The organism is Bacillus paralicheniformis, from assembly GCF_002993925.1.
GTDB classification, from domain to species: domain Bacteria; phylum Bacillota; class Bacilli; order Bacillales; family Bacillaceae; genus Bacillus; species Bacillus paralicheniformis.
On sequence record NZ_CP023665.1, the window covers coordinates 3,527,934 to 3,550,134 of the forward strand.

Consider the following 22,201-nt stretch of genomic DNA (forward strand, 5'->3'; position numbering starts at 1 on the left):
TACGTTTTATAATAAATATTTTGTATGTACCCGGATGTTTGAACGAATTAATACTTCTGCAACATGCTGACTCGGGGCGGAAGCGACTTCTTTGTATACCCTATCGATGTATAGATGCGAAGCTTGGGGGAGCTCCCTCGTCAGCTGCCGGCGGAGCTTTTCCCCTGATTCATCGGCATCCACCAGGATATAAACGTCTTTATCAAACAGCGTTTCGGCGAATTCATCGAGTTTTGCCTGGCTGATCGTTCCGTTTGTGCAAATAATATCCACGGGCTCTTCGATGACATGCTTCACTTTTTGCTTATCTGATTTCCCTTCGACGATCATGACTTTTTCATTTTCCGGCATATGGATCACCTTTAAAGATTTACTTGTAAAAAAAGGCAGTGAATATTCACCGCCTGATTTGATTAACACCAGCCTTGGTGGTCATCACAGTCTACATATTTAGCATCCGGACCGCTTACGGTATCCGCCGTTTTGTAAAATCTCTCATCTTGGAATGAATATCCAGATTTCAACTCGTATTGATCCTTCCCGGTCATTCGGCCGATCAGCTCATTCTCATGGTACAGCTGCATTCCGCCGTTTTTTAATCGGCTTTCCACATGTTCTGTAATATCAATACGTTCTTTTTTCAGCGTCAATTTGGACACCCCCTCTTGATATAGAGTATCCAAACGACACATGGCTATCCTGAATAATCCTTAGTCTTCTTTTATCATGTCCTCATATTGCTCGGCTGTCATCAGATTTTCGATTTCAGAAGCATCGGACGGCTCGACGATAATCATCCAAGCCTTTTCATACGGAGACTCGTTGACGAATTCAGGGCTGTCTTCCAGATCTTCGTTCACTTCGACCACTTTTCCGTTGATCGGGGCATACAGCTCAGAAACGGTCTTTACGGATTCAACGCTGCCAAAAGGCTCGTCCGCTTTGATTTCGTCTCCCACTTCAGGAAGCTCGACAAATACGATGTCTCCAAGTTCGGATTGGGCGAAGTCTGTAATGCCGATTCTGACTTTATCTCCTTCTGTTTTCACCCATTCGTGTTCTTCTGAATAACGCAACTCTTTCGGTGTGCTCATGCTAACCCCTCCATAAAGTGTTTTAATCGATCCTACATTGAAGATATCATATTTTGATGGGTTATAACCAGTATGTCTTAAACTGATCTTCTTTAAAACCGACCGTTACTTTACTGCCGTCTGTCGCAATCGGGCGTTTGATCAGCATACCGTCCGAAGCCAGCAGTTCCAGCTGCTCATCTTCAGACATGTTTTGCAGCTTGTCTTTTAAGCCGAGTTCACGGTATTTTTGTCCGCTCGTGTTGAAAAACTTCTTCAATTCAAGCCCGCTTTTCTCGTAGAGCTCTTTCAGTTTTTCCTTGCTTGGCGGCTCTTCTGCGATATGTATCCCATTGATTTCTTTGCCATGGTCTTCAAGCCATTTTTTCGCTTTACGGCATGTCCCGCATTTCGGATACCAGTAAAAATCCAAAGCCATACATACACACCCCTCTCATTTAATCGAGGTAATTTTAACACAGATCGAATGAAAAACCTAAAACCGTGCTCCATTCTATAACAGCTAAAAACCCCGCCTAAGCAGGGCTTTTCGTTTAAACGATATATTTCTCAGCTTCAAAGACTCCCTTGGCTGCCTGGCGCTTTTTCTCAATGACATTGACAGGCGTAAAGCGCGTCAATTTGCGGAGCGCGGACAGCATCATCCGCAGCGAATCACCTGATTCCATCGCAATGAGCGATTCCTTGGCATGGCTTTCAATTTCCTGAAAGGCAACTTGTGCAAAAATCTGCGTATAAAGAATTTTCTGGGCGTTTTTGTCTTCCCCGGTTGCCTGGATGGCTTTTTCTGTACGCAAAATAGCTGCTTCCATGGCGTAGACCTGGCTGACAATGTCGGCGATATTCACGAGGATTTCCTGCTCCTGGTCGAGCGCTTTTCCATATTTTTGCGCGGCGAGTCCCGCGATCATGAGCGCGATTTTTTTGGCGTTTCTCAGCAGATACTTTTCCTGTTCCAAAACGCCGTCACCTGGTTCTTCAGGCATGAGCATCATCAGTTCTTCCTGAAGCGCCTTCGCTTTCTCAAACAGAGGAAGCTCGCCTTTCATCGCTTTTTTCAAGTATGTGCCCGGGACGATGAGACGGTTGATTTCATTTGTGCCTTCAAAAATCCGGTTGATCCGTGAATCGCGGTAAGCCCGCTCCACTTCGTATTCCTGCATGAATCCGTAACCGCCGTGGATTTGGACGCCTTCATCAACGATATAATCAAGCGTTTCAGATCCAAATACTTTGTTAAGGGAGCATTCGATTGCATATTCAGCGATCGATTTCGCGACCTGGCGCCCGTCTTTTTGCTCTTCTTCGCTCAAGGTGCCCATTTTGTCTTCAAACAGCCCGACCGTACGATAAACAGAGCTTTCCATCGCATAAAGTCTGGCTGACATAGTGGCGATTTTTTCCCCGATTAAGCTGAACTTTGAAATCGGCGTCTTAAATTGCTGGCGCTGATTGGCGTATGAAGCGGACAGCTCGATGACCCGTTTGGAAGCGCCGATTGTCCCGACAGCAAGCTTATAGCGGCCGATATTTAAAATATTGAAGGCGATGACATGCCCTTTTCCCGGTTCGCCTAAAAGGTTTTCTTTCGGAACTTGAACCTGGTCTAAGATGAGCGTACGGGTCGAAGAGCCTTTGATGCCCATTTTTTTCTCTTCAGGCCCTGTGGAAACACCTGCGTAATCTTTTTCCACAATGAAGGCCGAAAAATGTTCGCCGTCTATTTTCGCGTAGACGATGAAAACATCGGCAAAAGCTGAGTTTGTAATCCATTGCTTTTCACCGTTTAATATATAGTGGGTTCCCGCCTCATTCAAAACGGCCGTTGTTTTTGCCCCTAATGCATCAGATCCGGAGCCAGGCTCTGTTAAGGCATAGGCTGCAAATTTTTCCCCTGTTGCAAGGGACGGCAGATACTTTTTCTTTTGCTCCTCGGTTCCGAAAAATACGATCGGAAGCGTGCCGATCCCGACGTGCGCCCCGTACGATAATGAAAAGCTTCCCGCTCTTGAGAATTTTTCGGTAATCAGCGCCGAGCTGATTTTATCGAGCCCGAGTCCGCCATACTCTTCAGGAACGTCAGCACCGAGAAGCCCGAGTTCTCCAGCTTTTTTCAGGAGCCTGACAGAGTGATCGAAATTGTGCTCTTCAATTTCGTCGATGTATGGCAAAACATCTCCGAGAATATAATCTTCAGTCGTTTTGGCGATCATTTTATGTTCATCTGTGAAATCTTCCGGTGTAAACAGCTGATCAGCCGTCACCTCTTCGATCAGAAAGGCTCCGCCTTTTTTCATATGGTCTTTTGTTTGTTCCATTGTTCCATCCCCCTTGTGATTAAACTAATTCGAATACCCCTGCTGCTCCCATACCTCCGCCGATACACATTGTTACAACGCCGAATTGCTCGCTTCTCCGCCGCATTTCGTGGATCAATGTCAGCGTGAGCTTTGTGCCCGTGCAGCCGAGCGGATGTCCGAGCGCAATCGCTCCACCGTTGACATTGACTTTTTCTTCATCGATGCCAAGCGACCTGATCACCTGGATCGCTTGTGATGCAAACGCTTCATTTAATTCGAATAAACCGATATCAGAGAGCTCAAGTCCTGCCATCTTCAGCGCCCTTGGAACAGCTTCAACAGGACCGATGCCCATCACCTCCGGCGGAACGCCGCCGACTGCGAACGAACGGAACCTTGCGAGGGGCTTTAACCCAAGCGCATCCGCTTTTTCTCTGTCCATGATCATCACTGCGGCCGCCCCGTCGCTCGTCTGCGATGAATTCCCTGCCGTAACAGAACCGTCCGCCGAAAACGCCGGTTTTAACGTTGACAGAACGTCTTTCGTTGTCCCCGGGCGCACACCTTCATCGGCAGAGAAAGTAAACGTCCGCTCCTTCAGCTTGTGATGGTCATCCACTTCTCTGACGGTGACGTCCACCGGGACGATTTCATCTTCGAACTTTCCTTCCGCGATCGCTTTGGCTGCTTTTTGATGGCTGCTGACGGCAAATGCATCCTGATCATCCCTGGAAACGCCGTATTTAACGGCAACCTGTTCAGCCGTATGGCCCATTCCCATATAATATTCAGGAGCTGTTTCCGCGAGCGCCGCGTTCGGTCTGACGATATGTCCCATCATCGGCACGATGCTCATCGATTCAGCGCCGCCGGCAATGACCGTGTCGGCAGCTCCAAGCATGATTTTTTCGGCCCCGTAAGCGATCGATTGAAGTCCTGAAGAACAATATCTGTTGATCGTAACGGCCGGAACTGTGTGCGGCAGCCCGGCAAGCGCGCCGATATTGCGCGCCATATTCAACCCTTGTTCGGCTTCCGGCGTAGCGCAGCCGATGATTAAATCATCGATATTCCCTTCATAACCGCCAGCTCTTTTCAACGTCTCTCTCACTGCATATGCGCCTAAATCATCGGGACGGACAGTCCTCAATGAGCCTTTTTTTGCTTTTCCGATCGGGGTTCTCGCTCCCGATACAATAACTGCCTCTTTCATTATTTTCCCTCCTTAATTACGCAAAGGTTTGCCTTTTACAAGCATATGCTGCATTCTCGCCTGCGTTTTCGGTTCGCTCACAAGGCTCAGGAAAGCTTCTCTTTCCAAATTGAGCAAGTATTCTTCCGTTACTTCAGCGCCGAACGGAACCCTCCCGCCCGCAATGACAAACGCCAGCTTTTTCGCTATCTTCATGTCGTGTTCAGAGATGGCGCCGGACAGCTTTAACGATTCCGCACCGAGCAGGAGCGCCGCATAGCCGGTTTCGCCTGTCACCGGAACTTTCTTTTTCACCGGCGGACGGTAGCCACTTTCGGAAAGTGTCAGGACGAGTTTTTTAGCATCGTATAACAAGTGATCCTGGTTGATGCTGATTTGATCCTCTGCGGTTAAGATGTTCAGCTCTTTCGCTTCATGAGCCGAAGTCGACGTTTTTGCAAGAGCAATTGTCTCAAACGTTTTGATGGCGGCCTCCTGGATATCCGGTTTAACGCCTTCAGGCAGCCCTTTCAAGTAGTTTAAATAAAGCTCTTTATTGCCTCCGCCGCCCGGAATCAGGCCGACGCCTGTTTCAACGAGGCCCATGTATGATTCACTTGAAGCTTGAACACGGGCTGCAGGCAGACAAAGCTCAGTCCCTCCGCCAAGCGTCATCCCGAACGGAGCAGCGACGACCGGCTTGGTACTGTATTTCACTTTCATCATCGTCTCCTGGAACTGACGGATGATCATGTCAATTTCCATATAGTTGTCGTCTTGGGCTTCCATCAGCATCATCGCAAGATTGGCTCCGACGCAGAAATTTTTGCCCTGGTTGCCGATCACAAGTCCTTTATAATTGGCATCTACTTCCTCAAGAGCGAATTTGAGCATTTGGATGATGTCGAGGCCGATTGCATTGCTTTTCGAATGAAATTCGAGCAGTGCGACATCATCGCCTAAATCGATCAAACTTGCCCCGCTGTTTTTCTTGATGACGCCTTTTGTTTCTTTGAGTGACGACAAATGGATCGTTCTCTTGTTTTCTTGAAGCGCCCTGTATTCGCCGCTTTCAAAACAGTAGCAGAACGTCTTTCCGTTTTCTCTAAGGTAGAAGGTCTCATGTCCTTTTGCGAGCATTTCCTTCACCCAGTCCGCGACTTTCCAGCCCTCTGCTTCAAGCTTTTGCACCGCGTTTTTCACACCGATGCTGTCCCACATTTCAAACGGACCTTCCGACCAGCCGAACCCCCATTTCATCGCCTGATCAATCGCCGTTATGCTGTCAGCAATTTCCCCTGTCAGCTCAGCCGAATAGACAAGCGTCGGAGCTGTCATGTTCCAAAGAAGGCTTCCCGCTCTGTCATCTGAATAAACAAGCGCTTTCAATCTCGCTCCTGCGCCTTTCATTTGCTTGGCCGCTTCAAGTCCCGATGTTTTTAATGTTTGGCGTTTGCTGTAGGTCATCGTCATCGGATCGAGCTCAAGGATGTCTTTTCCTTCTTTTTTGTAAAAACCTTGTTTCGCTTTGCTTCCGATCCAGCCTTTTTCGAGCATTTGTTCAATAAATTCAGGCAGCCGGAAAACGTTTTTTTCTTCGCCAGTGACTTGGTTATAGACATTTTTGGCAACGTGCGAAAATGTATCAAGCCCGACGACATCTAGCGTTCTGAAAGTTGCGCTTTTCGGGCGTCCGATCAGCGGGCCTGTAATCGAATCGACTTCGCCTATCGTGTAGCCGCCTTTCAGCATTTCCTGAACCGCCACAAGCAAGCCGTAGGTTCCGATGCGGTTGGCGATAAAGTTTGGCTTGTCTTTCGCTTCAACAACCCCTTTGCCAAGGACGTCTTCGCCGAATTTCTTCATAAAGTCCAGCACCCCGGGATCCGTTTCATCAATCGGAATCACCTCAAGCAGCTTTAAATAGCGGGCCGGGTTAAAAAAGTGCGTTCCTAAAAAGTGCTTTTTAAAATCAGCGGACCTTCCCTCTGCCATCTGCCTGACGGAGATGCCTGATGTATTGCTGCTGACGATGCTTCCGTGTTTTCTGTATTGATCGACCTTTGAAAACACTTGCTTCTTGATCTCCAGGTTTTCGACAACCACTTCAATAATCCAGTCGGCATCTTTAATTTTTTCAAAATCGTCTTCCATGTTCCCTGTGCTGATACGGCTGATATTCTTCTTCGATGTCAGCGGAGCCGGTTTTTGCTTTAGCAGCTTTTGAACGGCTGACTGTGCCAGCCGGTTGCGCACATCCGGGTCTTCAAGGGTGCGGCCTTTTTTTCTTTCCTCATCTGTTAATTCACGCGGCACCATATCGAGCAGTAACACAGGAATCCCGATATTGGCTAAGTGAGCCGCGATTCCGGAACCCATTACACCGGAACCGATAACGGCGGCTTTACGAATATGCTTGACCATGAAAGATCCTCCCCTACTTTGAATGAATACTCATTCATTTTTGCTCCAAAAAAATAAACTTTCCTGTCTTCTTTCATCTTAAAAGATTTTGGAAGCGAGTTCAATAACTTGGTGCAAAATTTCTGAAATTTTTTCAGCGGGTATTATTTTGCCGCGGTTACATGTTTCCCCGCTTTTGGGACAAACCAATAGAGAGGGAGGTGAAGGCCTTGGTACGTGAAAGAAAAAATCCATCTTCAGCCGCAGTCAGCGCCGCAAGCATAAAAGGCAATGCAGGTCCGGATTATAAAAAGGCGGATGCGGGCGGAAAACGGACAAGCCAAAACCAGCAATATAAAAAGCATAATATGGATGTTCCTGAAGATCACTAAGCCCCCTTTAAGCATCCGGTATAAATTTCCGCTGTGTTAGGAAATCTAAAAATAAACGCTAAAAGGAGGCAGACTCATGCAGCAACAGCAAGGAATGACAACACCGCCGCCGGTCATTTCAACAAAGGATCATCTGTATTTGCAGGATATGCTGAACTGGAACTTGCTCGCAATGAAAAAAGCGCATTTTATGGCGGACCAGTGCCAGGATCAGTCTCTTAAAACAGAACTCGACAGGGTCGGACAAATGCACCATCACCATTACAATGTGATATTGGAGCAGCTTCGTCAAAATCAAACGCAAAACCCGTCAGCATACATGCAATAGGAGGTTAATGATGAATCAGCAAAACCAACAGAAAATCGGCAATCAGGAAACTCCTGTCCCGAAAACGAGCGCGATGAATGACAGGGATTTTGTCAACGAACTGCTGACAACTGAAAAATACATGACGGCAGCATACTCGACAGCGCTTAATGAATTAAGCCATGAGTCGCTTTACCAAGCTGTTCAGCCGCTGTTTAATGAGGCGCAAAACGTACAGCGCAGATTGTACCAGGTGATGTTTCAAAACGGATGGTACAAGGTGGAGGCAGAAGATGCCCAGAAAATCCAGCAGTCTTATCAGCAGTTCCATTCTACATTGCAAGACCAGTCGCCATATCAGCAAAACCAATAAACAAAAAATAAGCAGAGGAGTCTCCCTGCTTATTTTTTTTGATTAGCCGCTCGGTGCGCTTCATTTCGTTCTTTAATTTGGCAGATTACTTCTTTTATCTCCTGCTTCGCATCGGGATAAGCTCCGTTCCAATGCTTGGCGAGGGGCGGCATGCTTTTGGCGATATGGCTGTAGATGATCCACATCTTCACCTGTTCTTTCAGTTCTTCGTCCGTTTCGCCTAAAAGCAGCTCCGTATATTTCTCAACAAGTCCATCCAGCTGCTCCTTTAGTTTTTCCACTCACGACACCCTTTCTTTACGTTTATTTCTCGGGCATGTCCTGCATTTGACACCGTTTTTGTCTGTTGCATAATACAGACAGCAAGTCGTGCGTGTCCGGTCCTCCGCATGCTGTCCGGGATAAAACCTTTTGAGAGGGTTTTCGTCCGCCCCTTCTTCAAAAAGACCGGGCTCAGCTTCATAAAGAAGAAAATGAAAATCTTGCGCCGCCCGCGCCTTGAGTTTCGGATCTTCCAGAAGCGTGTCATACATCCAATACAGATAAACGGCAATATTTTCCCAAAGAATATGCTTTGAAATCGAAAATACCCGCCGACAGGCCGCGATCAGGCCGCCAAGGTGGCACCTGAAGATATCCTCAGTCAATCTTTTCAGTTCTTCGGTGCGATCCGCTTCGATAAGCTCAGCACCTATGTGAAAATAAAACGACGGCATCCACCCTCGATCATCGGCTTCTATCTCCCATGACACGGAAGCAGGAGCTGTTGGCAAGCGCTTTCCCCAAACCGTAAACAGATAGAAATGCAGCGCAGCCAGCATCCCGCTGCGCTTGACGAGCATTGAAGCCGCAACTTTTTGATTCGGAGCGTTCAGCCTGTCTTTAATATCTTCTACATAACGTTCTAAAAAATCCTCATCAAGGAGCTTGTTTCCTTTAACAGAGAATAAGGAGCCGGTCTGCTTCGTTCCAAGGCGAAAACGAAGCAATGACTCAAGCTCCTCTTTTGTTAAATTAAGCATGGGACTGAACCACCTGCTGGACGATGCATCTTCCTCTTCCGTACGGAATGCAGTGCGGCGTGCCGAAAAGCGGATCTTTCGTCACTTCGCAGTCCATTTCAAAAACGTCCTGCACAAGCTTGCAGTTGATAATGGATTCAGGCCGGCCTTCGGCATATATCTTTTTATCTTTAATCGCGACGAGGTGGTGAGCGTAGCGGCAGGCAAGGTTCAAATCGTGCAGCACCATCACGATCGTGCGCTTTTCGTGTTCATTTAATTCAAACAAAAGGTCCAGAATTTCAATTTGATGCGTCATATCCAAGTATGTCGTTGGTTCATCCAGTAATATGATATCCGTTTCCTGGGCGAGCGTCATCGCGATCCAGGCGCGCTGCCGCTGGCCTCCTGACAAGGAATCGACTGTGCGCTCAGCCAGTTCTTCCATTCTTGTCGCTTTCAAAGCCTTTTGCACGGCCTCTTCATCTTCCGCCGACCATTGCTTCAGCCAGTTTTGGTAAGGGTACCGCCCCTGCTTAACGAGCTGGAGAACGGTCAGGCCTTCCGGAGCCGAAGGGCCTTGAGGCAGAATGGCCAGCTCCTTTGCCACTTCTTTCGTGGGAAGTTTGGCGATGGAGCTGCCTTCGAGAAGCACTGAACCGCCCTTTGGCTTCATCAAACGTGCGAGAGACCGAAGGAGAGTCGACTTACCGCAGCCGTTGCTGCCGATAAATACGGTGATTTCACCTTTTGGGATCGTTAAGTTTAACTCATCAATAATGATTGTTTCTCCATAACCTAAGCTTAACGTTTCTGTTGAAATGGCACTCATAAATGAAATCTCTCCTTTTATTGGTTTCTGCTTTTATACAGCAAGTAGATAAAGTAAGGGGCGCCGATCGCTGCAGTAAACACACCGGCAGGCACTTCAACGGGAGAAAAAAGCGTGCGTCCGATGATGTCGGCAATCAGCACAAGCAATCCTCCGATCAGCGCTGCAACCGGCAAGAGGGCGCCGAATGATGAACCGACAAGCCTTCTTGCGATATGCGGGGCCATCAAACCGACAAATCCGACGGTTCCGGCAAAGGCAACGGCAATTCCGGCAAAAGCCGTGCTCAGCAGAAGGAGCAAAAAGCGGTTCCGCTGAACCGAGCTGCCCGCTCCTGTCGCCAGTTCTTCACCAAGCGTCTGAATGTTGACGTTTCTGGCGGCGGCTGCGGATATCAGCAAAAGGACAAGCGCAGCCGGCATTAAAATATTCACATCCTGCCAGTTCGATCCATATACTGATCCGGTAATCCAGACGTTCGCCTGAGACATTCTGTATATCGGTCCTTTTATCATAAACAATGTCGTCAGCGACTGGGCAAGCATCGAAAATCCGATTCCGATCAAAACGAGCCTGAAAGTCGAAGAGCCGTTTTTATATGAAAGAAAATAAACGAGCATTCCGGCGAGAGCCGCGCCGATAAATGCGGCAACCGGGAGCCAGCTGATGCTGACCGTAAGCGCATTGTTTTTATTGGAAAACAGCATTAAAAACAAGACAACGGCGACTGAAGCCCCGCCGGTCACACCGATAATATCCGGCGAAGCGAGCGGATTGCGGATCAGACCCTGAAGGATCGATCCGGCTGCCGCCAGACAGATTCCGGCAAACAGAGCGACCAAAATCCGCGGCATCCTGAAGGACATAATGATCAGGTCATCGCCCGGATCCCCCATGCCCAAAAACGTTTTCGCGACGGCGCCCGGAGAAATAAAACGTTCACCGATGCCGGCGCTGAGGATGACTGCACAAGCCGTCAACACCAATAGGATCACGAACGAAAACAGTGCTTTTCTGCCGATCAACAATGAAATGCCGCCTTTTCCGATTCTCAGCGTGCGGTAATTTTTCATTTTTGGAACCCCCTTCTCGCGATATAGACAAAAATGGGTGTCCCAATGATGGCTGTCATGACGCCGACAGGCACTTCTTCAGGCATAATCAGGTACCTTGCGCCAATGTCTGCGGTTACAAGCAGGATGGCTCCCAGCACGGCACAGTACGGAAGAACCCAGCGATGGTCGTGGCCGACGATAAATTTTGCAAAATGCGGGATAACAATACCGATAAAACCGATCGGCCCGGCGACGGCGACAGATCCCCCGGCAAGCAGGATAATCGAAACCGCCATCAACGCTTTGATCAGCCACGTTTTCTGGCCGAGGCTTTTTGCCACTTCCTCCCCCATCGTTAAGACATTGATTTTCGACCCGAGTAAAAAGCTGATGATGAATGCCGGCACGATATATGGAAGGACGGAGACCAAGAGGCTGAGGTCGCGCCCCTGGACAGAGCCCGCAAGCCAAAACAGCGCCTGCTCAAGAGCTGCTTCATTAACGGAAAGCATGCCTTGCGTCAATGATGAGAACAGCGCTGACATCGCCGCCCCTGCAAGCGTCAGCTTGACCGGCGTCAGCCCTTCCCTTCCGAGAGAGCCGACAAAATAGACGACAAGCGCGGCAAACGCTGCACCAAAAAACGAGATCCATGCAATCGTCTGAAGCGAACTGACGTGATAGAAAAACAGCGCTCCAACAACAAAGAAACCGGCACCCGCGTTCACGCCGAAAATTCCCGGGGAAGCAAGCGGGTTTTTGGTCATCGCCTGCATTAAAGCGCCGGCAACTCCGAGGGAAGCGCCGACAGTTGCAGCAATCAGCGCGCGCGGCAAACGCACGTTTTTGATGACAAGATGTTCATTAGAGCCGCTGAAGCCGGTAAAAGCCTTGTAGGCCATCGACCATGACGTATTCGTATAACCGTATACGATACTAGCGCAAACGGCGGCAACCAGCACCAAAATAAAAGACAGTAGTGCGATTGTTCTATATTTATTCGTTCTTAAGAGCATAAATTAAAATTCTCCTAGTTTGACTGAAACATCTACTGGTTATTGTATCAGATAACATTGATCTTGAAAATCATTTTCAATTAACAATTGACAAAATTCTGATCAAAAATTATGATCAGGATGAATGACTTACATACCTAAGGAGGACACACATGAAGAGATGGTCAATTGTTGGATTTATCGCTTTGTTAGCGATTTCAATTCTTGCAGCCTGCGGCGGAGGCAAGGATGACTCTGCAAAGGGCGGAGAGAATAAAGATACGATCACCGTTAAACACGCAATGGGTACGGAAGAACGAGTGCCTGCAGACCCAAAAAGAGTCGTCGTCCTGACAAATGAAGGAACCGAAGCGCTTTTGGAACTCGGAATCAAACCTGTGGGTGCAGTCAAATCCTGGACAGGCGATCCTTGGTATAAGCATATTCAAGCCGATATGAAAGGCGTTAAGCAAGTCGGGCTCGAAGGCGAACCGAATATCGAAGCGATAGCCGAGCTAAAGCCTGATTTAATCATCGGGAATAAAATGAGACATGAAAAAATCTACGACAAGCTTGAAAAAATTGCTCCGACTGTCTTCTCTGAAACGCTGCGCGGCGAATGGAAAGACAACTTCTCCCTCTACGCGAAAGCGGTAAACAAAGAGGAAAAGGGCAAAGAAGTTTTAGAAGATTTCGATAAAAAAGTCAGCGAATTAAGCGACAAGCTCGGCGACCAGAAAAAGAAACGGGTGTCGGTTGTCAGATTTATGGCCGGCCAATCAAGGATTTACTATAAAGATTCTTTCCCGGGAATCATCTTGGATCAGCTCGGTTTTAAGTATCCGGAAAAACAGGAAAAACTGTTTGAAAAACAAGACGACAAATTTGTTTTTATGACGGAAAATAAAGAATCGATCCCTGAAATGGATGGGGATGTCCTGTTCTATTTCACATATAAACCTGCCGAAAGCAAAACAGAGGCCGAAACATGGCAAAACGATTGGACAAGCGATCCGCTTTGGAAAAAATTGAACGCTGTCAAAACCGGAAACGCCCACGAAGTCGACGATGCGATCTGGACGACGGCCGGCGGTGTCAAAGCAGCGTATCTGTTCCTTGATGACATCGAAAAATACTTTTTAAAATCGTAAGCAAAAAAGAGCATTTCCGCCGTTGGAAATGCTCTTTTGTTTATTTTCCGTGATAGATTCTTGACGTACCATCCGGCCATTTCACCCGCAGATGAAACAGGTCATATCGCTCATCAAGATTGAAAGCCTCGAGCACATTGCTGATCACGTCCTGCTTTGAATCGGATTTGGCGATCGAAAGCTCGCTTAAAACCATTTTCATTTCGTTTAAAGCTTCTTCCCCTTCGCGGTTCGCTCCGTTCAGGTGGTCTTTAATCGATGCTTCTTCCCGCTCCTGTTTGTCGTATACGGCTGTAAACGAATTGTGCTTTCCACGGCCATAGTTCACTTCCAATGCAAATGCAGCGTAAGGCACGCTTTCCACATCTGAAACAGGAGCGTTATCGGGAACGGCCTCCTTGCCTTCGGCATGTTCTTCCGCTATTGAACGGCAGCCGGTCATCAGGATCATGACGAGAGCGATAACGGCCATCCGAAATAGGTTCATACCGTTCATCTCCTCTATGCACATTATCCTTAGCTATGTCCACTTTGCGGAAACTCATTCAATCTCTCAGCGGAAGCCTTTATATCATCTCTAACAATGCTTCCGCATCACGGACAGCCGGCTGAATGGCCGCTTCCCAGAAATCCCGCTTCGTCAGATCGGCGCCGAGATGCTTCATCGCCAGTTCCTCAACAGACATGGAGGCTGTATCTTTTAAGAGCGCGATATATTTTTCTTCAAACGCCGCCCCCTCTTTCAGCGCTTGCGCGTAAATGCCAAGCGAAAACAAGTAGCCGAACGTATAAGGAAAATTGTAGAACGGGACAGACGTAATATAAAAATGAAGCTTTGATGCCCAAAAATACGGATGATACTCGCCAAGCGCGCCGCAAAACGCTTCTTTCTGAGCTTCTTCCATCAGCTCGTTCAGTCTTCCGGCGGATACGACGCCGTTTTTTCGTTCATCGTAAAAGCGGGTTTCAAATAGAAACCTTGCGTGAATGTTCATAAAAAAGGCGACGCTTCGCTGGACTTTATCTTCCAGAAGGACGAGTTTTTCTTCGTCTGAACCGGCTTGTTTTAATGCCGCATCAGCCACGATCATTTCTGCAAAAGTAGACGCGGTTTCCGCCACGTTCATCGCGTACGCCCTGTTTAGCGGTCTGACGTCCAGCATGGATTCCTGATGAAAGGCATGGCCAAGCTCATGCGCCAGCGTGGAAACGTTTGACTGGCTTCCTGCAAATGTCATAAATATTCTCGATTCCCCGCTGTCAGGAAAATTGGCGCAAAAGCCGCCCGGGCGTTTGCCTCCCCTGTCCTCAGCTTCAACCCATCTGTCTCTGAGCGCTTTTTCAGCAAAGGAGGAGAGCTTTTCTCCAAACGTTTTAAACTGCCCGGTAATAAAAGCGGCTGCCTCTTGATACGAATATTCCTTTGCCGCTGAACCGATCGGCGCTTCGACGTCATACCAGCTCAGTTTATCCAGCCCAAGCATAGACGCCTTCCGGGAAAGATAGTCTGCAAACGGCTTTTTATGATCAATAATGACCTGCCACATGACATCAAGGGTTTCCTGCTTCATGCGATTGATGTCCAGGGGTTCTTTTAATACATTGTCCCAGCCTCTCGCCTCATAGACGTTCAGTCTGAAACCGGCGAGGTGATTCAGCGTGCTGCTGAGCAAATCAGCGTGCTGTTCCCAGCCGTGGTCCAAATTTTCCGATACGGAGCGGCGGATCTTTCTGTCAGGTTTAGATGTCAGGTTCTGCGCCTGTCCGACAGACAGAATTTTCGTCTCGCCATCTTCTTCATACGGGATTTGAATTTGGTCGACGATGCTGTCGTACATATCACCCCAAGCATGATATCCGTCAACAGACAAACCTTGAATCAATGTTTCCTGTTCGGAACCAAGCTTTTCCGTTACCCGCTCCCTTCTCTCATTCAAAATATAAGAGATATTGGAAATGCCTTCTTCTTGAAGGATCGCTTCCCATTCTTCATTTGAGACAACGGCAAATTTGCTGTCAAGCACGACCAGCGCCTTCTGAGCATCGGCAGCGAGCTGGGTGACCTCAAAATTAAGGGCATTCGCCTTTAAATCCGCGGTGTCCTGCGCTTGGAGACATCCGACAAAAGCGTCTGCTTCGCGGATTTTAACATCAATTGTTTCAAAAAGCGCCAGTGTTTCCTTCAATTCATCAAGACCGCTTTTTGAGACGGTAAGAGCCTCGGCAGAGCGTTTAAAAGTTGAAAGCAGCGCTTTAATTTCATTTAAATATTGACGGAACTCGACGGAGCCGCTCCCGCCTTTAAAGAAAACCTCGAGATCCCACGTATCTTTAAGTTGATGAAATGTCATTGTTCCCGTCCCCTTTCATTGGCTTGTTTCCATTATAAGATAAATTTGGCTTTTCAGGGCAAATAAAAAACGGCCGACTTGTGAGCCGGCACGCCTCTTCCCTGATCATATTACAGCTGCCTCATCCGTTTGACCGCATAGCTGGCCGTCAATAAACCGATTAGGCCGAACACAAATAAATACAATCCGCCTTTACTTTGCGGCGGGCCTTGAACAGCATCTGTGCCGCTTGATATTTCCGCGCTGAATGGTTCTGCGATTTGCAGGGCCTGAAGCAGCCTGCCGTCCTCTCCTTTAATGTTCAGAATTCCGTCGCTGTCTACATTTTCACTCAGGGCTTCGCCTTTCTTTTTCGTCACGTATAAAGGGTTTTTCAGTTCATGGCTTGTCCCGTTCTGGTCGGTAAACGCCTCTCCCTTTTTGAGTTCTTGTGTCTCGTAATTGTGAAATCCTTCATCCAGAAGCGTTTTTGTATCGCTGTACATCATTTTCTTGCTATCGGCCTTCATGATGACGGCGATTAAATTAAGGCTGCCCCGTGTTGCCGTTGTGACAAGGGTATGCTTTGATTCATCCACAAATCCTGTTTTGCCGCCGGTTATTCCTTTGTAAGGAATCTCACCTGTCAGCATTCGGTGATGGTTTTTCAGCGTCGTGTCCCACGTCTGTCCGTGCCATGACGTTTGCTTTTCCGAAAAAAGCGCTCGAAACGTTTTGTTTTTCATTGCGTACTCGGTAATTCTCGCCATGTCGGCGGACGTCGTATAATGATTTTTGTCAAACAGTCCGTGAGGATTCACAAAATGAGTGTCATGCACTCCGGCATGCTCAGCAATAAACGCGTTCAAATCATCCGCAAACTGTTTCACGCTTCCGCTGACATGTTCGGCGATCGCCGTTCCGGCGTCATTTCCCGAATTCATCAGCAGCCCTTGGAGCAGCCGTTTTAATGGAACCGACTCCCCCGCTTCCAGATATACGCTTGATCCTTCCGTTTGAGCAGCATTTTTGCTGACTTTCACACGATCTTCTAGATTTCCGTTTTCTATTGCATAAATCGCCGTGGCAATTTTTGTAATGCTGGCCGGGTACATTTTTTTGCGGCTGTTTTTTTCATAGAGAACCTGCCCCGATTTCCCATCGATCAATATGGCGGAAACACTTTTAATTTCCGGTTTGTTTTTTTCTCCTGCTTGAGCCGAGCTATGAAAAAACAGCGTCAGACATAGTACAATAATGAACAGGAGGGATCGTTTAACATTCATCGTGTCACCCTGCCTTCTTTCTCTCTTGCGTTTTTTTATAAAAAATAGGTCTTTTAGCACTTTTTAAATTTTATCAATGATAAACTGCCGCTGACAAGCCTTTTTTTGTCAACAAGCCAAAATTTTGAATGGAGGAAACTCATTGAATAATAAAATCGCCATCGTAACAGGCGCGACGAGCGGATTTGGTTTATTGACCGCTTTAAAACTCGCCGGCACTCATTTCGTCATCGCAACGGCGCGCCATCCCGAAAAAGCGGAAGCTTTGCGGAACCGCATAGCGGAGCTTTCGATCGATTCATCGATTGCCGTCACTGAACTAGATGTCACAAACGAACAATCGATTTCAACATTTACCGAAGAGCTGAAACCGTACGGACAGATAGACGTTCTCGTCAATAATGCAGGAACGGCATACGGCGGATTTGCTGAAGAGCTTTCTCTTGACGACTACAGAAAACAGTATGAGACAAATGTTTTCGGCCTGATGGCGGTAACGAAAGCGGTCCTTCCTTATATGAAGAAACACAGCGGCGCCAAAATCATTAATCTGAGCAGTATCAGCGGACAGATCGCTTTCCCCGCTTTCTCGGCATATGCTTCATCAAAGCATGCGGTTGAAGGCTTTTCAGAAAGCCTCCGCCTCGAACTCCGCCCATTCGGAATCGATGTGGCCGTCGTCCAGCCGGGATCGTATCAGACGGCGATTTGGGAGACATCATTTGCCGCCCAGGTCACTGCACCTGAAGCCAAATCACGGTACAGTACATATTTTGAGCGAATCTCCGCCTACATTGCGGCGAACCGCCAACATTACGGAAACCCTGATGATGTGGCTGAACTGATTTGCCGCCTCGCTGTAAAAAAGCGGCTGAACAGGCTGCGCTATCCGATCGGCAGGGGCGTCCGCCTCATGATCCTCCTCCACAGCGCCCTGCCATGGAGGATTTGGGAACGCGCGGTCATTAAAAATTTGTTTAAATAAGGTTATTTAAAATAATTATAATTTAGTATTGATTTTAATCTTATATTTGTTATAATATAATTAACAAATGAAAACACGAGGAGGAAATATCACATGATCTCTCAACAATTAAAACAGCAAAATCCTGTACTTGAAAACTCAATGAATACGAATTTGTCCAACTGGTTCATTCTCTACACGAAGCTTCACCGTTTTCACTGGTATGTAAAAGGGCCGCAGTTCTTTACCCTTCATGAAAAATTCGAAGAGCTTTACAACCATGCCGCAGAAACAGCAGATGTGGTCGCGGAACGCTTGCTGGCCATCGGCGGACAGCCGCTTGCCACAATGAAAGAATACCTTGACCACGGCACAATCGAGGAAAACGGATCCGAAAAAACGGCCGAAGAAATGGTTTCCGCACTTGTCAGCGATTACCGTCAAATTCGCGATGAAATTCAGCATACCATAGAACTGGCGGAAGAAAAATCAGACCATTCTACCGCTGACCTTTATATCGCCCTGACAGAGGAAATTGATAAGCAAATTTGGATGCTTAGTTCATTTTTGGACAAGTAATATAAAAAAAAGCCATGGCAGACGCCATGGCTTCAGATTGTTGACAAAATCCCAAAACGGCTTTTAGTTTTGGGATTTTGTCATCCTTTCAGCGTGACCCTCAACCCTTGCAGTCTAGGAAAGCCGAGCATCGGAAGCTGACTTTCACAGGATGTGATGACGGCGGCGTTTAGGCAGGACGCCTGGGCGGTTAGCCGCCGATCCTTCCTCTATTCGTGAGCACCGACGCGCAGGCTTGACAACGAATGCGCGGGTTTGGCGACACGCTGAAAGCCATGGCAGACGCCATGGCTTTTATTTATGATTTGCTTTTCGCAAGCTTTGCTTTCATTGTTGTTTGCTTTCCGTTTCTCAGCACCTCAAATGTGACGGTATCTCCTGCTTTTGCTTCAGTATAAAGAATTTTTCTAAGATCTGAAGTGGTTTCGACGTTTTTGCCGTTCATTTTGGTGATGACGTCGCCGGCTTTCATGCCCGCATCAGCCGCAGGCGATTTCGGCGATACTTTATCGACGTACACGCCTTTATTGAGCTGGTCTCCGAAAAGGCCAAGCGTATTTTGCTGATACTGTTCCGGCACCTGCTGCATATCGATCATTTGCACACCCAGGAAAGGCCGCTCCACTTTTCCTTTTTGCAAAAGCTCGTCAACGATCGGCTGAACATCATTGCTCGGAATCGCGAAACCAAGTGATTCAACACCGCTTTGGCTGATCTTCAGGCTGTTGATGCCGATGACCTGCCCGCTGCTGTTAATCAGAGGGCCGCCGCTGTTTCCAGGGTTGATCGCCGCATCTGTCTGAAGGACGTTCATATCCCAATTCCCTTCAGATGTGGAGACTTCAATTGTCCGGTTGACACCGCTGATGATACCTTCTGTAACCGTTCTTGAGAATTGAAGGCCGAGAGGGTTCCCGATCGCGATTACTTTTTCACCGGCGCGAAGTTTTGCGGAATCTCCGAAACTTGCAACCTTATCAACGCCTTTGCTGCTGATCTCTAAAACAGCCAGATCAGTCAAAGCGTCACTGCCGATAATCTTGGCATCCGCTGTCTTACCGTTGTATAAGGAGATGGTTACCTTCGAAGCGCCTTCAACGACATGGTTGTTTGTAATAATGTAGGCCTTGCCGCCGTCTTTCTTAAAGATGACGCCTGATCCCGTGCCGCTTTCCTCCACGTCGTCCTCAGAGAAGCCGAAGCTCGTTTGAATATTTGAAACGCCGACGATCGCAGGCTCCAAATCTTCCACCATATCAGGCACGTTATCTGCGTTTGTAACAGGTTTTGTGTTGAAATTCTGCGACTGCTTTGGCTCTGTCTGTCCGGTTCCGGCGGTTTCGCTCGGATGATCGCCCGGAAGATACGGAGAGATTCCAAGCACTAAGCCGCCCCCGATGATGCCGCCCAAAATCGGGCTCAGCCACGAAGCCTTACGCCGCTTTTCTTTTGCCGCTCTCGTTTCCTTGGCATCTTCCAGGGCTGCAGCGGTTTCTTTATTCGTAAGATCTGACTGATCGTCTGTATCCTTCTTTAAAATCAGCTCGGGCTCCTTTGCCGGCTGTTCTGACTGCTGCTCCTCAGAACCTGCCGTTTGCGGCGTCTGCGCTTCTTCGCGAAGCTGCTCTTCATTTGCATGTTTTTGTTCGTCATCGCGTCTAAAATCCATAAGCGTACACTTCCTTTATTTTTCTTGTCTTCAACTATCGCAAATGGCATAAAAGCTTTAACATCCACAAAAAAAGAGACCCGGCCGTCGTTCACTCTGTTTTCATTCCCTTTCTTCCCTGATGAGTATGTTACGAAAACATTGTGGGATAAAAATGAAAAGAATATGTGAAATTATGAAAATTGACCAGACTTATGTTAAAACTAGTATAATGACGTAGAAAGGATGTGAACCGCCCTTGTCATACTCCATTTATCTAGTTGAAGATGAAGAGAATTTAAATGAATTGCTGACAAAATACTTAGAGAGTGAAGGCTGGCACGTCACTTCTTTTCTAAACGGTGAAAGTGCCAGGCAAAAAATAGGCCAGTCACCTCATTTATGGATTCTCGATATCATGTTACCAGATATCGACGGGTATACGCTAATAAAAGAAATAAAAAATCATGATCCGGAAGTCCCCGTCATTTTTATTTCTGCACGCGATGCCGATATTGACAGAGTGCTGGGGCTTGAGCTGGGCAGCAGTGACTATATATCTAAGCCGTTTCTCCCCAGGGAACTGATCATCCGCGTACAAAAGCTGCTCAAGCTGATATATAAAGAAGAACCGGGAGAAATGAAGAAAGGAACGCCGGTTTCCTGCTATGAAGTCTATGAAGACTTGAGAGAAGTCTATGAAAATGGCAGCATGATCAATTTGACGTCAAAGGAATTTGATCTTCTGCTTCTATTTATAAACAACAAAGGCCGCGCCTTTTCAAGGGAGGATATCCTCACCAGCGTCTGGGGAGACGATTACTTCGGAACCGACCGCGTCGTTGACGATCTTGTCAGAAGGCTGCGCAAGAAAATGCCCGAACTGAAAGTGGAAACCATCTACGGGTTCGGCTACAGGATGTTGAAATCATGAAGAACAGGTCGCTCGCCTTTCAAATTTGGAGTGTCATTTGCGGCATCCTGTTAACGGTCTCGATTTTGCTGACGTTTTTATTCTCGACAACACTGCAGAACTTTTTTACTGACGAAATTTATACGAACATTGAAAATGAGCAGCATGTTCTGACAGAATACGGATTTTCCGATTCACCGGAAAGAGGCTTCGGCGGAAGCAGCGGCTCACGAAGCACAAACCGCCACGTTCAGCACGTCCTGCTGCCTGAGAGAGGAACCGTCTACCAAAGCCCGCAGATCCTCCCCGATTCATTTATCGAGAAGGTTCAGAAGCTCGGCAAAAGACAGGACGAGTCCTCAAAAAGGTATTCGGAGAATGTCAACGGAGAGCACATTTTCTTTGTGCTCAAAAAAATCCAAACCCAGGACCAGACGTTTCTGCTATTGTCCTATGCGCTTGATTCATACAGGGACGATTTGTCCCATACGCTGTTTAAGCAGCTGCTGTTTATTTTGATTGTCGTCATTTTGCTGAGCTGGATTCCTTCCATCTGGCTGGCGAAATATTTATCAAGACCGCTCGTCACGCTTGAAAAACACGTCAAACAAATCTCTAAACAGGACTGGGATGATCCCGTGATTGTCGACAGGGAAGACGAAATCGGCAAGCTCGGGCACACCATTGAGGACATGCGGCAAAAGCTCATCCAGAAAGATGAGACAGAACGCACGCTCCTGCAAAACATCTCCCACGATCTGAAAACGCCGGTCATGGTCATCCGCGGGTATACCCAGTCGATCAAAGACGGCATCTACCCTAAAGGAGATTTGGAAAACACGATTGAAGTCATTGAAGGCGAAGCTGAAAAACTTGAAAAGAAAATCAAGGATCTTCTTTATCTGACAAAGCTTGATTATTTGCTGAGACAAGAAAGACAGTACGGAACTTTTGATATACAAGAGGTCATTAAAGAAGTTGTTGAACGCTTGAAATGGTCCAAAAAAGAATTGAACTGGAAGATTGATCTTGAAGAGGAAACAATGTTGACGGGCGATCAAGAACAATGGAGCAAGCTGTTGGAAAACGTTCTTGAAAACCAGATCCGCTATGCGGAGACATGCATTGAAATCAGCGTCAGGTCGACGAAAAAACATACGTTGATCACCATTAAAAATGACGGACCACACATTGAAGAAGAGATGCTTTCCAGCCTGTATGAGCCTTTTAATAAAGGGAAGAAAGGCGAATTCGGCATTGGACTCAGCATCGTTAAACGAATCTTGACGCTCCACCATGCTGACATGACCATTCGGAATGATCAAACCGGTGTGTGCTACTCAATATCCGTTCCGCGAAATTAGACTGTAGACGCTGCAGTCTTTT

At 47.5% G+C, this 22,201-nt stretch carries 24 protein-coding genes; 8 read left to right on the forward strand and 16 right to left on the reverse strand.

The window, feature by feature from the left end; translation table 11 throughout:
* Window positions 1–6: 6 nt before the first annotated feature.
* The 7 genes from CP943_RS18115 to CP943_RS18145 all read right to left on the reverse strand — a co-directional run bounded on the left by CP943_RS18115 (window position 7) and on the right by CP943_RS18145 (window position 7,010).
* On the reverse strand, window positions 7–351 hold the full coding sequence (locus CP943_RS18115) for a toprim domain-containing protein (protein WP_023856216.1): 345 nt from the start codon (window positions 349–351) through the stop codon (window positions 7–9).
* A gap of 62 nt (window positions 352–413) precedes the next feature.
* Window positions 414–650, reverse strand: coding sequence for a YusG family protein (locus CP943_RS18120; RefSeq protein WP_020452878.1), 237 nt, complete (start codon window positions 648–650; stop codon window positions 414–416).
* A 60-nt stretch (window positions 651–710) separates the two neighbouring features.
* A complete protein-coding gene (gcvH, locus tag CP943_RS18125) occupies window positions 711–1,094 on the reverse strand; it encodes a glycine cleavage system protein GcvH (RefSeq protein WP_020452879.1) in 384 nt (127 codons plus the stop codon).
* Window positions 1,095–1,155: 61 nt separating this feature from the next.
* Window positions 1,156–1,512 (reverse strand): arsenate reductase family protein, encoded by a 357-nt coding sequence (locus tag CP943_RS18130; RefSeq protein ID WP_020452880.1) that lies wholly within the window; start codon window positions 1,510–1,512, stop codon window positions 1,156–1,158.
* 115 nt (window positions 1,513–1,627) lie between these two features.
* Window positions 1,628–3,412, reverse strand: coding sequence for an acyl-CoA dehydrogenase family protein (locus CP943_RS18135; protein ID WP_025809836.1), 1,785 nt, complete (start codon window positions 3,410–3,412; stop codon window positions 1,628–1,630).
* Window positions 3,413–3,431: 19 nt separating this feature from the next.
* Window positions 3,432–4,607 carry an acetyl-CoA C-acetyltransferase gene (locus tag CP943_RS18140; protein WP_025809838.1) on the reverse strand — a complete coding sequence of 392 codons (1,176 nt, stop codon included), beginning with the start codon at window positions 4,605–4,607 and terminating at the stop codon, window positions 3,432–3,434.
* Between the two features lie 12 nt (window positions 4,608–4,619).
* The gene (locus tag CP943_RS18145; protein WP_105981209.1) at window positions 4,620–7,010 is read right to left on the reverse strand and encodes a 3-hydroxyacyl-CoA dehydrogenase/enoyl-CoA hydratase family protein; all 2,391 of its coding nucleotides are present in this window, start codon (window positions 7,008–7,010) and stop codon (window positions 4,620–4,622) included.
* Window positions 7,011–7,219: 209 nt separating this feature from the next.
* On the opposite strand from CP943_RS18145, the gene CP943_RS18150 reads away from it, so the two are divergent.
* From CP943_RS18150 to CP943_RS18160, 3 genes are all read left to right on the forward strand, one after another.
* Window positions 7,220–7,381 carry a YuzL family protein gene (locus CP943_RS18150; protein ID WP_020452884.1) on the forward strand — a complete coding sequence of 54 codons (162 nt, stop codon included), beginning with the start codon at window positions 7,220–7,222 and terminating at the stop codon, window positions 7,379–7,381.
* A gap of 76 nt (window positions 7,382–7,457) precedes the next feature.
* A complete protein-coding gene (locus CP943_RS18155; RefSeq protein ID WP_023856221.1) occupies window positions 7,458–7,709 on the forward strand; it encodes a hypothetical protein in 252 nt (83 codons plus the stop codon).
* Window positions 7,710–7,719: 10 nt separating this feature from the next.
* The gene (locus CP943_RS18160) at window positions 7,720–8,061 is read left to right on the forward strand and encodes a spore coat protein (protein ID WP_009329552.1); all 342 of its coding nucleotides are present in this window, start codon (window positions 7,720–7,722) and stop codon (window positions 8,059–8,061) included.
* 29 nt (window positions 8,062–8,090) lie between these two features.
* Here the strand turns inward: CP943_RS18160 and CP943_RS18165 are convergent, their stop codons facing one another.
* From CP943_RS18165 to CP943_RS18185, 5 genes are read right to left on the reverse strand one after another with little or no spacing between them, the layout of a single operon-like run.
* A complete protein-coding gene (locus CP943_RS18165; RefSeq protein WP_105981210.1) occupies window positions 8,091–8,342 on the reverse strand; it encodes a YusU family protein in 252 nt (83 codons plus the stop codon).
* On the reverse strand, window positions 8,343–9,083 hold the full coding sequence (locus tag CP943_RS18170; RefSeq protein WP_105981211.1) for an IucA/IucC family C-terminal-domain containing protein: 741 nt from the start codon (window positions 9,081–9,083) through the stop codon (window positions 8,343–8,345).
* The gene (locus CP943_RS18175; protein ID WP_020452888.1) at window positions 9,076–9,894 is read right to left on the reverse strand and encodes an ABC transporter ATP-binding protein; all 819 of its coding nucleotides are present in this window, start codon (window positions 9,892–9,894) and stop codon (window positions 9,076–9,078) included. Before CP943_RS18175 ends, CP943_RS18170 begins: the two co-directional genes overlap by 8 nt.
* Before the next feature lie 17 nt (window positions 9,895–9,911).
* Window positions 9,912–10,967 (reverse strand): FecCD family ABC transporter permease, encoded by a 1,056-nt coding sequence (locus tag CP943_RS18180; protein WP_020452889.1) that lies wholly within the window; start codon window positions 10,965–10,967, stop codon window positions 9,912–9,914.
* Entirely contained in the window at window positions 10,964–11,965 is a 1,002-nt protein-coding gene (locus tag CP943_RS18185) for a FecCD family ABC transporter permease (protein ID WP_020452890.1), read from the reverse strand. The genes CP943_RS18180 and CP943_RS18185 overlap by 4 nt, the downstream gene beginning before the upstream one ends.
* 152 nt (window positions 11,966–12,117) lie before the next feature.
* Between CP943_RS18185 and CP943_RS18190 the strand changes: the two genes are divergently transcribed.
* The gene (locus CP943_RS18190; protein WP_020452891.1) at window positions 12,118–13,095 is read left to right on the forward strand and encodes an ABC transporter substrate-binding protein; all 978 of its coding nucleotides are present in this window, start codon (window positions 12,118–12,120) and stop codon (window positions 13,093–13,095) included.
* A 40-nt stretch (window positions 13,096–13,135) separates the two neighbouring features.
* Here the strand turns inward: CP943_RS18190 and CP943_RS18195 are convergent, their stop codons facing one another.
* From CP943_RS18195 to CP943_RS18205, 3 genes are all read right to left on the reverse strand, one after another.
* Window positions 13,136–13,582: a YusW family protein gene (locus tag CP943_RS18195; protein WP_095292320.1), complete on the reverse strand. Its 447-nt coding sequence runs from the start codon at window positions 13,580–13,582 to the stop codon at window positions 13,136–13,138.
* A gap of 79 nt (window positions 13,583–13,661) precedes the next feature.
* Window positions 13,662–15,446 carry a M3 family oligoendopeptidase gene (locus tag CP943_RS18200; RefSeq protein ID WP_095292318.1) on the reverse strand — a complete coding sequence of 595 codons (1,785 nt, stop codon included), beginning with the start codon at window positions 15,444–15,446 and terminating at the stop codon, window positions 13,662–13,664.
* A gap of 110 nt (window positions 15,447–15,556) precedes the next feature.
* Window positions 15,557–16,711 (reverse strand): D-alanyl-D-alanine carboxypeptidase family protein, encoded by a 1,155-nt coding sequence (locus tag CP943_RS18205; protein WP_026580086.1) that lies wholly within the window; start codon window positions 16,709–16,711, stop codon window positions 15,557–15,559.
* Window positions 16,712–16,853: 142 nt separating this feature from the next.
* On the opposite strand from CP943_RS18205, the gene CP943_RS18210 reads away from it, so the two are divergent.
* Both CP943_RS18210 and CP943_RS18215 read left to right on the forward strand, forming a co-directional pair.
* A complete protein-coding gene (locus CP943_RS18210) occupies window positions 16,854–17,696 on the forward strand; it encodes an oxidoreductase (RefSeq protein WP_023856223.1) in 843 nt (280 codons plus the stop codon).
* Window positions 17,697–17,789: 93 nt separating this feature from the next.
* On the forward strand, window positions 17,790–18,254 hold the full coding sequence (locus CP943_RS18215; protein ID WP_020452896.1) for a Dps family protein: 465 nt from the start codon (window positions 17,790–17,792) through the stop codon (window positions 18,252–18,254).
* A 298-nt stretch (window positions 18,255–18,552) separates the two neighbouring features.
* Here CP943_RS18215 and CP943_RS18220 read toward each other — a convergent pair whose 3' ends face one another.
* Window positions 18,553–19,923 carry a S1C family serine protease gene (locus tag CP943_RS18220; RefSeq protein WP_105981212.1) on the reverse strand — a complete coding sequence of 457 codons (1,371 nt, stop codon included), beginning with the start codon at window positions 19,921–19,923 and terminating at the stop codon, window positions 18,553–18,555.
* Window positions 19,924–20,161: 238 nt separating this feature from the next.
* Here CP943_RS18220 and CP943_RS18225 point away from each other — a divergent pair, with 238 nt between their 5' ends.
* Window positions 20,162–20,836, forward strand: a complete 675-nt coding sequence (locus tag CP943_RS18225; protein WP_023856226.1) for a two-component system response regulator CssR — start codon at window positions 20,162–20,164, stop codon at window positions 20,834–20,836.
* Window positions 20,833–22,179 carry a two-component system sensor histidine kinase CssS gene (locus CP943_RS18230; RefSeq protein WP_026580088.1) on the forward strand — a complete coding sequence of 449 codons (1,347 nt, stop codon included), beginning with the start codon at window positions 20,833–20,835 and terminating at the stop codon, window positions 22,177–22,179. The genes CP943_RS18225 and CP943_RS18230 overlap by 4 nt, the downstream gene beginning before the upstream one ends.
* Window positions 22,180–22,201: the final 22 nt, after the last annotated feature.

What these genes read in the sequence shown, in the direction of transcription:
- CP943_RS18185 (WP_020452890.1), bottom strand. Translation starts at nt 11,965, where the DNA reads ATGCTCTTAAGAACGAATAAATATAGAACAATCGCACTACTGTCTTTT.
- CP943_RS18140 (WP_025809838.1), bottom strand. Translation starts at nt 4,607, where the DNA reads ATGAAAGAGGCAGTTATTGTATCGGGAGCGAGAACCCCGATCGGAAAA.
- CP943_RS18230 (WP_026580088.1), top strand. Translation starts at nt 20,833, where the DNA reads ATGAAGAACAGGTCGCTCGCCTTTCAAATTTGGAGTGTCATTTGCGGC.
- CP943_RS18205 (WP_026580086.1), bottom strand. Translation starts at nt 16,711, where the DNA reads ATGAATGTTAAACGATCCCTCCTGTTCATTATTGTACTATGTCTGACG.
- gcvH (WP_020452879.1), bottom strand. Translation starts at nt 1,094, where the DNA reads ATGAGCACACCGAAAGAGTTGCGTTATTCAGAAGAACACGAATGGGTG.
- CP943_RS18195 (WP_095292320.1), bottom strand. Translation starts at nt 13,582, where the DNA reads ATGAACCTATTTCGGATGGCCGTTATCGCTCTCGTCATGATCCTGATG.
- CP943_RS18180 (WP_020452889.1), bottom strand. Translation starts at nt 10,967, where the DNA reads ATGAAAAATTACCGCACGCTGAGAATCGGAAAAGGCGGCATTTCATTG.
- CP943_RS18160 (WP_009329552.1), top strand. Translation starts at nt 7,720, where the DNA reads ATGAATCAGCAAAACCAACAGAAAATCGGCAATCAGGAAACTCCTGTC.
- CP943_RS18200 (WP_095292318.1), bottom strand. Translation starts at nt 15,446, where the DNA reads ATGACATTTCATCAACTTAAAGATACGTGGGATCTCGAGGTTTTCTTT.
- CP943_RS18145 (WP_105981209.1), bottom strand. Translation starts at nt 7,010, where the DNA reads ATGGTCAAGCATATTCGTAAAGCCGCCGTTATCGGTTCCGGTGTAATG.
- CP943_RS18170 (WP_105981211.1), bottom strand. Translation starts at nt 9,083, where the DNA reads ATGCTTAATTTAACAAAAGAGGAGCTTGAGTCATTGCTTCGTTTTCGC.
- CP943_RS18135 (WP_025809836.1), bottom strand. Translation starts at nt 3,412, where the DNA reads ATGGAACAAACAAAAGACCATATGAAAAAAGGCGGAGCCTTTCTGATC.
- CP943_RS18175 (WP_020452888.1), bottom strand. Translation starts at nt 9,894, where the DNA reads ATGAGTGCCATTTCAACAGAAACGTTAAGCTTAGGTTATGGAGAAACA.
- CP943_RS18190 (WP_020452891.1), top strand. Translation starts at nt 12,118, where the DNA reads ATGAAGAGATGGTCAATTGTTGGATTTATCGCTTTGTTAGCGATTTCA.
- CP943_RS18220 (WP_105981212.1), bottom strand. Translation starts at nt 19,923, where the DNA reads ATGGATTTTAGACGCGATGACGAACAAAAACATGCAAATGAAGAGCAG.
- CP943_RS18115 (WP_023856216.1), bottom strand. Translation starts at nt 351, where the DNA reads ATGCCGGAAAATGAAAAAGTCATGATCGTCGAAGGGAAATCAGATAAG.
- CP943_RS18130 (WP_020452880.1), bottom strand. Translation starts at nt 1,512, where the DNA reads ATGGCTTTGGATTTTTACTGGTATCCGAAATGCGGGACATGCCGTAAA.
- CP943_RS18155 (WP_023856221.1), top strand. Translation starts at nt 7,458, where the DNA reads ATGCAGCAACAGCAAGGAATGACAACACCGCCGCCGGTCATTTCAACA.
- CP943_RS18215 (WP_020452896.1), top strand. Translation starts at nt 17,790, where the DNA reads ATGATCTCTCAACAATTAAAACAGCAAAATCCTGTACTTGAAAACTCA.